Origin of the sequence: Leptotrichia sp. oral taxon 879 str. F0557, from assembly GCF_000469385.1 — a bacterium.
GTDB classification, from domain to species: domain Bacteria; phylum Fusobacteriota; class Fusobacteriia; order Fusobacteriales; family Leptotrichiaceae; genus Leptotrichia; species Leptotrichia mesophila.
In genome coordinates this window covers 583-7,074 of sequence record NZ_KI271293.1, presented here as the reverse complement: position 1 = coordinate 7,074, position 6,492 = coordinate 583, and the positions used below count along the sequence as shown (strand labels likewise).

The window sequence follows — 6,492 nt, the reverse complement described above, 5'->3', positions numbered from 1 at the left end:
TGCTGTTAATAGCAACTAGTTGTTCTGAACTTGCCCAATTAGAATCTGGAAGACAACAAAGAATAAAAGAAAGGGGACGGGAATGCATGTATAATTATAAGGGAGAATTACAAGGTTGTAATTATATGAAATAGAAATGATTTAGTATTTTATAAAATACAAAAAATGCAGATTTTTTTAGATAAAAAATTAATTGAGTTTAAAATAATGAAAAAGGAGCTGAGCAAGTATGAAAAAATTAATGGTGTTGATGGTATTAACATCCGCATTAGTTGTAAGCTGTTCTTATTTTTCTGAACTTAATGAAATAGCTGAAAATGAAAAAAGAGAAAGAGGTTGGAGATGCCGATACAACTATAGAGGTGAGATACAACATTGTGGTTATATAAATTAAAGAAGAAAAGATTAATTGAGTTAAAAACATAATAAAGAAGGTGATAAGTATGAAAAAAGTAGTAATTTCAGTTATTTTGATGTTAACTGCCATAAGCTGTTCATATGTAGAGGGAGGAGAAAGATTAATAAGAGAAAGGGGAGTTGAATGTCTATATAATTATAAAGGGGAATTACAGATTTGTAATCTAAAATAAAGATAAATTTAGTATTTTGAAAAATACAGGAAATACTGATTCTTTAGATAAAAGGTTAATTGGGTTCAAAATACTGAAAAAGGAGTCGAATTACATGAAAAAAGTAATAATTTTGATTGTGTTAGCAATGGCTACAATAAGATGTACTGAACTTGCAGAACTTAATGACGAAGAAGAAAGAATAAGAAATGAGAGAGGAGCTGAATGCAGATATAATAAAAGAGGCGGAGTTGAGAATTGCCGATATATGGATTAATAGTTATAAGTTATACAGAAAAGGAGATTATAATATGAAGAAATTAGAGATTTTATTTATATTAATGATGACAGTTGCAAGTTGTTCATATCTTGATGGAAGTGAAGCTCGAAGAAGAGGGCGGGAATGTATGTACAATTATAAGGGAGAGTTGCAGGGTTGCAATTATATAAAATAGAAGTGATTTAGCATTTTATAAAACACAGTTTTTAAAAAAATAAGGTAAAGGAGCTGATAAAGATGAAAAAAATAATAGCATTGATTATATTGTTAGCAAGTGTAATGAGCTGCTCTGAACTTGCTGAAATGGAAGCAAGAAGTCAACAAAGAAGGATGGAAAGAGGACGGCAATGCAGATATAACTATAAAGGGGAAGTACAGCATTGTGGCTATATAAATTAATAATTAAAATAATTGTAGTATAGGGAGATGGTTTATATGAAGAAAATAATGATATTGATAGTACTAATATTATTGCTGATTGTAAATTGTTCATATTTTGAAGGTGCTGAAAGGGCTGAAAAAGAAAGAGGACGGCGATGTAGATACAATTATAAAGGAGAATTACAGCACTGTGGTTATATAAATTAATAATTAAAACAACCGTAGCATAGGGAGATGATTAGTATGAAAAAAATAATAACATTAATTATATTGCTAGCAAGTGTGATGAGCTGTTCTGAACTTGCCGAAATGGAAGCGAAAAGTCAACAGATAAAAAGGGAAAGAGGTTGGGAATGTATGTATAACTATAAGGGAGAGATACAGGGTTGCAACTATATAAAATAGACATGGTTTAGCCTTTTATAAAATACGGGAAATACAGATTCTTTAGATAAAAAGTTAATTGAGTTTAAAAGAACGATAAAGGAGATGGTAAGCATGAAAAAATTGGTGATTTTAATTATATTAATCTTAACTGCTATAAGTTGCTCATATATGGAAGGAGGAGAAAGATTAATAAGAGAAAGAGGGCGACGATGCAGATATAACTACAAAGGAGAGGTACAACATTGTGAGTTTATAAACTAATATATATTTAATATTAGAGGAAAATATAACGAGGGAGATAGATTGCATGAGAAAATTAATAGTTTTAATTATACTGGTAATATCTACTGTAAGCTGTTCATATTTTGAAGGAGCTGAAAGAGCAGAAAAAGAAAGGGGGCGGGAATGCAGGTATAACTATAAAGGAGAACTGCAGGGTTGCTATTATATAAAATAAAAATAATTTAGCATTTCAAAAAATAGAAAATAAAGATTCTTTAGAAAGTTAATTGATTTCAAAATAATAAAAAAGGAGATAGATTGTATGAGAAAAATAATAATTTTGATTATATTGCTAGTAAATGTGATGAGCTGTTCTGAACTTTCTGAAATGGAGGCAAGAAGCCAACAAAGAAGGAGGGAAAGAGAACGAGAATGCAGATATAACTATAAAGGAGAATTACAGGGCTGTTATTATATAAGATAGAAATTATTTAATGTTTTAAAATATGTAGAGAGTATAAATTTTTTATTTGATGAAATTTAAAATATGATAAAGGAGTTAATAATATGAAAAAATTAGCAATTTTAGTTGTATTAATGATGATAGTTGCGAGTTGTTCGTATCTTGATGGAAGTGAAGCTAGAAGAAGAGGTTGGGAATGCCTGTATAATGGCAAGGGAGAAGTTCAAGTTTGTGGTTATGTAAACTAATAATTGTAATTTAGTAAATCATATAGAAAAGTGATAAAGGAGATAGGTTGTATGAAAAAAATAATAATTTTGATTATATTGCTAGTAAATGTGATAAGCTGTTCTGAGCTTGCCGAGTTGGAAGCAGGACATCAGCAAAGGATGAGGGAAAGAGGGATGGAATGTATGTACAATTATAAGGGAGAAGTGCAAGGTTGTAATTATATAAGATAGAAATTATTTATTTAATAAAACTTGATAATTAAACAAAGAAAATGTGCTAAAGAAGGTGATATGTGTGAAGAAAATAATGATTTTAGTTGTTTTAATGATGTCAGTATCAAATTGTACTGCTTTTAAAATATCGGAACAAATGGAAAGTGAACGTGGGAAAGTATGTACTTATGATTATAAAGGTAATTATAAATATTGTGAATACAAAAGGTAATGAAACAATCAAAAATTTTATAAAAATGACGATAAAGGAGATAGCAAAAATGAAAAAATTGGCGATTTTAATTATATTAATGTTAACAGTTATGAGTTGTTCATATATGGAAGGTGGAGAAAGATTAATAAGAGAAAGAGGCATGAGATGCAGATACAATTATAAAGGGGAATTACAGCATTGTGGCTTTATAAACTAATCATGAGTGTAATATTATCAAGAAATATAATAAAGGAGATGGTATGTGTGAAAAAAATAATGGTGTTAGTGGTATTAATAATGACATTGGTTGTAAGCTGTTCTTATCTTGAAGAAGCAGAAAAAGAGCAGAGAGAAAGAGGGGTTGAATGCAGATATGGTAAAAGAGGCGGTCTTGAAAACTGCCGTTATATAAATTAATAGTTTAGAAAATTATATTAAAGGAGTTGATATTATATGAAAAAATTAATAATTTTAGTCATACCAGTATCGTTACTAATTATGAGCTGTACCGAACTTGCAGATATGGAAGCAAGGAGACAACAGAGAATAGAAGAAAGAGGAGTTGAATGCAGATATAATAAAAGAGGAGGAGTTGAAAATTGCCGTTATGCAAATTAACAGCTAGAAAAAATAAAGGAGAAGATAAAGATGAAGAAATTGATAATTTTAGCTATATTAATAATGACTGTTATAAGCTGTTCATATCTTGATGGAAGTGAAGCCCAAAGAAGAGGGCGACGATGTAGATACAATTATAAAGGAGAGGTACAGCATTGCGGATATATAAACTAAAAAAATATATAGAAAACATATTTCGTTCATTAAGGGGGTTAGTTGAATTTAAAAAAGATGTTGATGGAGCTGATATGTATGAAAAAAATATTGATGTTGATGATACTGGTATTAGCATTAGTTACAAGCTGTTCGTATTTTGAAAGTGCTGAAAGGATTGAAAGGGAACGGGGAGGAGTTGAATGCAGATATAATAAAAGGGGTGGGGTTGAGGATTGCCGTTATGCAAATTAGTGGCTAGAAAAAATAAGGGAGCTTATATATATGAAAAAATTATTAATTTTAGTTATCTTAATGATGACCACAATAAGCTGTTCTTATATGGAAGGTGGAGAAAGACAAATGAGAGAGCGAGGCTGGGAATGCAGATATAATGGTAAAGGAGAAGTACAACATTGTGGTTTTATAAACTAAATAGCTATAATTGTATGTAATATCATAGAAAAATATAAAAAGGAGATGACAATATGAAAAAGATATTGATATTAATTATATTAGTAACGATAACTATTTTTAATTGTACAGAAAGAGATTTGATGATAATGAGAGATGCGGACAGAGAAATGAATGAAAGAGGGCTTGAATGCAGATACAATAAAAGGGGCGGGGTTGAAAATTGCCGTTATGCAAATTAAAAGCTAGAAAAAATAAAGGAGATGGTAAAGATGAAAAAATGATAGCATTAATTGTATTATTATTAACAGTGACAAGCTGTTCTGAACTTGCTGAGCTGGAAGCGGGGCATCAGCAAAGAATGAGAGAAAGAGGTATGAGATGCAGATATAATTATAAAGGAGAATTACAGCATTGTGGCTATATAAATTAATAATTATAGCAATCATAGTGCAAGGAGATGATTTTTATATGAAAAAAATATTGATGTTGATAATATTAGTATTGGTATTGGTTGTAAATTGTTCGTATTTCGAAGGTGCTGAAAGAGCTAGAAGAGAACGTGGAAGAGAGTGTACATATAATAGTAGAGGAGAAGCACAAGTTTGTGGTTATATAAAATAAAAAACTGTAATATAAATAATTATTTATTTAAAAACAAAAACAAAAAATTATACTAAAGGAGATAATATTTATGAAGAAAATAATAATGTTAATTATATCAATACTGTTAATTATGAGTTGTGCTGATATTGAAGCTTCAAGAGAGCGTATGAGGCAAAGAGGACGAGAATGTATATGCAATAAAAGAGGAGGGCTTGAATATTGTCGTTATATAAATTAATAATTTAGAAATTTGTAATAAAGAAGATAATATTTATAAAGAAGATAGTAATATTAGTTATATCGTACTGCTAATTATGAATTGTGCTGATATTGAGGCTTCAAGAAAATGTATGAGGCAAAAGAGGATGAGTGTGCACTTCTAATTCTAGAAAAAAACTGCAATATTGCGGATATGAAAGATAACAAATAATTAGAAATTAAAAAATATTATATTGGTATTATAATTTGTGAAGTAAAGAATTGTGATAATGGAGGAAACAATTATGAAAAAGATTATAGTTTTGATTGTATCGGCAGTACTAATTGTGAGTTGTTCATATTTTGAAGGTGCGGATAGGCAAATAAGAGAACGAGGAATTGAATGCAGATATAATAAAAGAGGTGGAGTTGAAAACTGCCGGTTAGGAGAAAATTAAAATGAAGACAGAAATTATATGTGTTGGAACAGAATTATTAGTCGGAGATATTGTAAATACAAATGCACAGTATATTTCAGCAAAACTTACAAATATTGGGATTGACTTGTATTATCAGACTACAGTTGGGGATAATTATGGAAGGCTTATGGAGTGTATTCAAAATGCTTTCAAAAGAGTTGATTTAGTAATTACTACTGGAGGTCTTGGACCTACAATTGATGATATTACGAAGGAAGTTGTAGCTGATTATTTTGGAGAAGAGTTAGAAGTAATTGAGAAATACTATGACTTTATTGTAAAAAAATACAATGAAAGAGGTTTTGGAGAAGTAGCTTCTGGCGGGAGAAAAGAAGCTTCAATTTTAAAAAATTCAAAATTACTTGATAACGAAGTTGGGCTTGCACCAGGATTTTTTTATGAAAAAGATAATAAAAAAATAATAGTATTGCCAGGACCTCCTAGAGAAATGGCTTGGATGGTAGATAATCAAGTTTTACCACTTTTAAAGCAGTATTCAAATGATATTTTACTAATGAAAACTCTTGAAATAAGGGGAGTTCCAGAAGGAAAAATTGACGACAGGCTAAAAGATTATTTTGAAATGTCAAATCCGACCGTTGCTCCATATGCGAAAGAAGGCTGTGTTCATGTAAGAATTGCCATGAAAGGTGATAGAGGGAGTACAGATTATCTGATTGCTGAAATTGATAAGATTTTGAATGAAATTATGGAAATCTATCCTCAAGCGTCAGAAATTAAAGAAAATTGATAAATTTGTAAAATATTATTGATTTTATTAAAAAAAGTCTATAGACAATTTAATTAATGGAGTAAAGAATTAATAAAATCAAGTTAACTATATTTAAATAAGGTAAATCTATTTTATTTTAGGTCTTTGTCAAGAGTGGGGGTAAAAATTTAAAGTAAAGAAACAAGAATATAAGTTTTAAGATAACTGATGAAGAAAAAGAAAAGATATACGTTGCTTTAGATGAAATAGGTGGAACTAGAACGGATGCCTTACTAAAATTATTAGGATCATAAATTGTAATATTAATTGCGACATTTTACCAAATTTTTTTT

25 protein-coding genes are annotated in these 6,492 nt (G+C 29.5%); all 25 read left to right on the top strand.

The window, feature by feature from the left end; translation table 11 throughout:
- Positions 1-229: 229 nt before the first annotated feature.
- The 25 genes from HMPREF1552_RS12085 (at position 230) to HMPREF1552_RS02660 (ending at position 6,178) form a co-directional block, all read left to right on the top strand.
- On the top strand, positions 230-394 hold the full coding sequence (locus HMPREF1552_RS12085; RefSeq protein ID WP_021743523.1) for a hypothetical protein: 165 nt from the start codon (positions 230-232) through the stop codon (positions 392-394).
- 49 nt (positions 395-443) lie between these two features.
- Entirely contained in the window at positions 444-590 is a 147-nt protein-coding gene (locus HMPREF1552_RS12080) for a hypothetical protein (protein WP_021743522.1), read from the top strand.
- Positions 591-684: 94 nt separating this feature from the next.
- Positions 685-846 carry a hypothetical protein gene (locus tag HMPREF1552_RS12075; RefSeq protein ID WP_155827480.1) on the top strand — a complete coding sequence of 54 codons (162 nt, stop codon included), beginning with the start codon at positions 685-687 and terminating at the stop codon, positions 844-846.
- A gap of 34 nt (positions 847-880) precedes the next feature.
- Positions 881-1,024: a hypothetical protein gene (locus HMPREF1552_RS12070; protein WP_155827479.1), complete on the top strand. Its 144-nt coding sequence runs from the start codon at positions 881-883 to the stop codon at positions 1,022-1,024.
- A 62-nt stretch (positions 1,025-1,086) separates the two neighbouring features.
- Complete coding sequence (locus HMPREF1552_RS12065) at positions 1,087-1,248, top strand: hypothetical protein (RefSeq protein ID WP_021743520.1); 162 nt, start codon at positions 1,087-1,089, stop codon at positions 1,246-1,248.
- 36 nt (positions 1,249-1,284) lie between these two features.
- A complete protein-coding gene (locus HMPREF1552_RS12060) occupies positions 1,285-1,437 on the top strand; it encodes a hypothetical protein (protein WP_021743519.1) in 153 nt (50 codons plus the stop codon).
- Positions 1,438-1,473: 36 nt separating this feature from the next.
- On the top strand, positions 1,474-1,635 hold the full coding sequence (locus HMPREF1552_RS12055) for a hypothetical protein (protein WP_155827478.1): 162 nt from the start codon (positions 1,474-1,476) through the stop codon (positions 1,633-1,635).
- Between the two features lie 93 nt (positions 1,636-1,728).
- On the top strand, positions 1,729-1,878 hold the full coding sequence (locus HMPREF1552_RS12050; RefSeq protein WP_021743517.1) for a hypothetical protein: 150 nt from the start codon (positions 1,729-1,731) through the stop codon (positions 1,876-1,878).
- Positions 1,879-1,924: 46 nt separating this feature from the next.
- Positions 1,925-2,074: a hypothetical protein gene (locus HMPREF1552_RS12045; RefSeq protein ID WP_021743516.1), complete on the top strand. Its 150-nt coding sequence runs from the start codon at positions 1,925-1,927 to the stop codon at positions 2,072-2,074.
- Between the two features lie 87 nt (positions 2,075-2,161).
- Positions 2,162-2,323, top strand: a complete 162-nt coding sequence (locus HMPREF1552_RS12040) for a hypothetical protein (RefSeq protein WP_021743515.1) — start codon at positions 2,162-2,164, stop codon at positions 2,321-2,323.
- Positions 2,324-2,406: 83 nt separating this feature from the next.
- A complete protein-coding gene (locus tag HMPREF1552_RS12035; RefSeq protein ID WP_021743514.1) occupies positions 2,407-2,550 on the top strand; it encodes a hypothetical protein in 144 nt (47 codons plus the stop codon).
- Positions 2,551-2,601: 51 nt separating this feature from the next.
- Complete coding sequence (locus HMPREF1552_RS12030) at positions 2,602-2,763, top strand: hypothetical protein (RefSeq protein ID WP_155827477.1); 162 nt, start codon at positions 2,602-2,604, stop codon at positions 2,761-2,763.
- A 64-nt stretch (positions 2,764-2,827) separates the two neighbouring features.
- A complete protein-coding gene (locus HMPREF1552_RS12025; protein ID WP_155827476.1) occupies positions 2,828-2,977 on the top strand; it encodes a hypothetical protein in 150 nt (49 codons plus the stop codon).
- A gap of 49 nt (positions 2,978-3,026) precedes the next feature.
- Positions 3,027-3,176 (top strand): hypothetical protein, encoded by a 150-nt coding sequence (locus HMPREF1552_RS12020; protein WP_155827475.1) that lies wholly within the window; start codon positions 3,027-3,029, stop codon positions 3,174-3,176.
- A 47-nt stretch (positions 3,177-3,223) separates the two neighbouring features.
- Complete coding sequence (locus tag HMPREF1552_RS12015) at positions 3,224-3,376, top strand: hypothetical protein (RefSeq protein WP_155827474.1); 153 nt, start codon at positions 3,224-3,226, stop codon at positions 3,374-3,376.
- A gap of 36 nt (positions 3,377-3,412) precedes the next feature.
- Positions 3,413-3,577 (top strand): hypothetical protein, encoded by a 165-nt coding sequence (locus HMPREF1552_RS12010; protein WP_021743510.1) that lies wholly within the window; start codon positions 3,413-3,415, stop codon positions 3,575-3,577.
- A 30-nt stretch (positions 3,578-3,607) separates the two neighbouring features.
- A complete protein-coding gene (locus HMPREF1552_RS12005; RefSeq protein ID WP_155827473.1) occupies positions 3,608-3,751 on the top strand; it encodes a hypothetical protein in 144 nt (47 codons plus the stop codon).
- A 78-nt stretch (positions 3,752-3,829) separates the two neighbouring features.
- Positions 3,830-3,985, top strand: coding sequence for a hypothetical protein (locus tag HMPREF1552_RS02675; protein WP_196808112.1), 156 nt, complete (start codon positions 3,830-3,832; stop codon positions 3,983-3,985).
- A 30-nt stretch (positions 3,986-4,015) separates the two neighbouring features.
- Entirely contained in the window at positions 4,016-4,165 is a 150-nt protein-coding gene (locus tag HMPREF1552_RS12000) for a hypothetical protein (RefSeq protein ID WP_021743508.1), read from the top strand.
- Positions 4,166-4,218: 53 nt separating this feature from the next.
- Entirely contained in the window at positions 4,219-4,386 is a 168-nt protein-coding gene (locus HMPREF1552_RS11995) for a hypothetical protein (protein ID WP_021743507.1), read from the top strand.
- A complete protein-coding gene (locus HMPREF1552_RS02670; RefSeq protein WP_021743506.1) occupies positions 4,368-4,577 on the top strand; it encodes a hypothetical protein in 210 nt (69 codons plus the stop codon). The genes HMPREF1552_RS11995 and HMPREF1552_RS02670 overlap by 19 nt, the downstream gene beginning before the upstream one ends.
- A gap of 38 nt (positions 4,578-4,615) precedes the next feature.
- Entirely contained in the window at positions 4,616-4,768 is a 153-nt protein-coding gene (locus tag HMPREF1552_RS02665) for a hypothetical protein (RefSeq protein WP_155827472.1), read from the top strand.
- A gap of 70 nt (positions 4,769-4,838) precedes the next feature.
- Positions 4,839-4,988: a hypothetical protein gene (locus HMPREF1552_RS11990; protein ID WP_021743504.1), complete on the top strand. Its 150-nt coding sequence runs from the start codon at positions 4,839-4,841 to the stop codon at positions 4,986-4,988.
- Positions 4,989-5,253: 265 nt separating this feature from the next.
- Positions 5,254-5,406 (top strand): hypothetical protein, encoded by a 153-nt coding sequence (locus HMPREF1552_RS11985; protein ID WP_155827471.1) that lies wholly within the window; start codon positions 5,254-5,256, stop codon positions 5,404-5,406.
- Position 5,407: 1 nt separating this feature from the next.
- A complete protein-coding gene (locus tag HMPREF1552_RS02660) occupies positions 5,408-6,178 on the top strand; it encodes a molybdopterin-binding protein (protein ID WP_021743502.1) in 771 nt (256 codons plus the stop codon).
- The last annotated feature ends 314 nt before the right edge of the window (positions 6,179-6,492 follow it).

Coding starts and splice junctions, on each gene's coding strand:
- HMPREF1552_RS12075 (WP_155827480.1), top strand. CDS start 685: ATGAAAAAAGTAATAATTTTGATTGTGTTAGCAATGGCTACAATAAGA.
- HMPREF1552_RS02665 (WP_155827472.1), top strand. CDS start 4,616: ATGAAAAAAATATTGATGTTGATAATATTAGTATTGGTATTGGTTGTA.
- HMPREF1552_RS12010 (WP_021743510.1), top strand. CDS start 3,413: ATGAAAAAATTAATAATTTTAGTCATACCAGTATCGTTACTAATTATG.
- HMPREF1552_RS12040 (WP_021743515.1), top strand. CDS start 2,162: ATGAGAAAAATAATAATTTTGATTATATTGCTAGTAAATGTGATGAGC.
- HMPREF1552_RS02675 (WP_196808112.1), top strand. CDS start 3,830: ATGAAAAAAATATTGATGTTGATGATACTGGTATTAGCATTAGTTACA.
- HMPREF1552_RS12045 (WP_021743516.1), top strand. CDS start 1,925: ATGAGAAAATTAATAGTTTTAATTATACTGGTAATATCTACTGTAAGC.
- HMPREF1552_RS12035 (WP_021743514.1), top strand. CDS start 2,407: ATGAAAAAATTAGCAATTTTAGTTGTATTAATGATGATAGTTGCGAGT.
- HMPREF1552_RS12055 (WP_155827478.1), top strand. CDS start 1,474: ATGAAAAAAATAATAACATTAATTATATTGCTAGCAAGTGTGATGAGC.
- HMPREF1552_RS12005 (WP_155827473.1), top strand. CDS start 3,608: ATGAAGAAATTGATAATTTTAGCTATATTAATAATGACTGTTATAAGC.
- HMPREF1552_RS02660 (WP_021743502.1), top strand. CDS start 5,408: ATGAAGACAGAAATTATATGTGTTGGAACAGAATTATTAGTCGGAGAT.
- HMPREF1552_RS12000 (WP_021743508.1), top strand. CDS start 4,016: ATGAAAAAATTATTAATTTTAGTTATCTTAATGATGACCACAATAAGC.
- HMPREF1552_RS12085 (WP_021743523.1), top strand. CDS start 230: ATGAAAAAATTAATGGTGTTGATGGTATTAACATCCGCATTAGTTGTA.
- HMPREF1552_RS12050 (WP_021743517.1), top strand. CDS start 1,729: ATGAAAAAATTGGTGATTTTAATTATATTAATCTTAACTGCTATAAGT.
- HMPREF1552_RS11985 (WP_155827471.1), top strand. CDS start 5,254: ATGAAAAAGATTATAGTTTTGATTGTATCGGCAGTACTAATTGTGAGT.
- HMPREF1552_RS12070 (WP_155827479.1), top strand. CDS start 881: ATGAAGAAATTAGAGATTTTATTTATATTAATGATGACAGTTGCAAGT.
- HMPREF1552_RS11990 (WP_021743504.1), top strand. CDS start 4,839: ATGAAGAAAATAATAATGTTAATTATATCAATACTGTTAATTATGAGT.
- HMPREF1552_RS12020 (WP_155827475.1), top strand. CDS start 3,027: ATGAAAAAATTGGCGATTTTAATTATATTAATGTTAACAGTTATGAGT.
- HMPREF1552_RS12080 (WP_021743522.1), top strand. CDS start 444: ATGAAAAAAGTAGTAATTTCAGTTATTTTGATGTTAACTGCCATAAGC.
- HMPREF1552_RS12060 (WP_021743519.1), top strand. CDS start 1,285: ATGAAGAAAATAATGATATTGATAGTACTAATATTATTGCTGATTGTA.
- HMPREF1552_RS12065 (WP_021743520.1), top strand. CDS start 1,087: ATGAAAAAAATAATAGCATTGATTATATTGTTAGCAAGTGTAATGAGC.
- HMPREF1552_RS12030 (WP_155827477.1), top strand. CDS start 2,602: ATGAAAAAAATAATAATTTTGATTATATTGCTAGTAAATGTGATAAGC.
- HMPREF1552_RS11995 (WP_021743507.1), top strand. CDS start 4,219: ATGAAAAAGATATTGATATTAATTATATTAGTAACGATAACTATTTTT.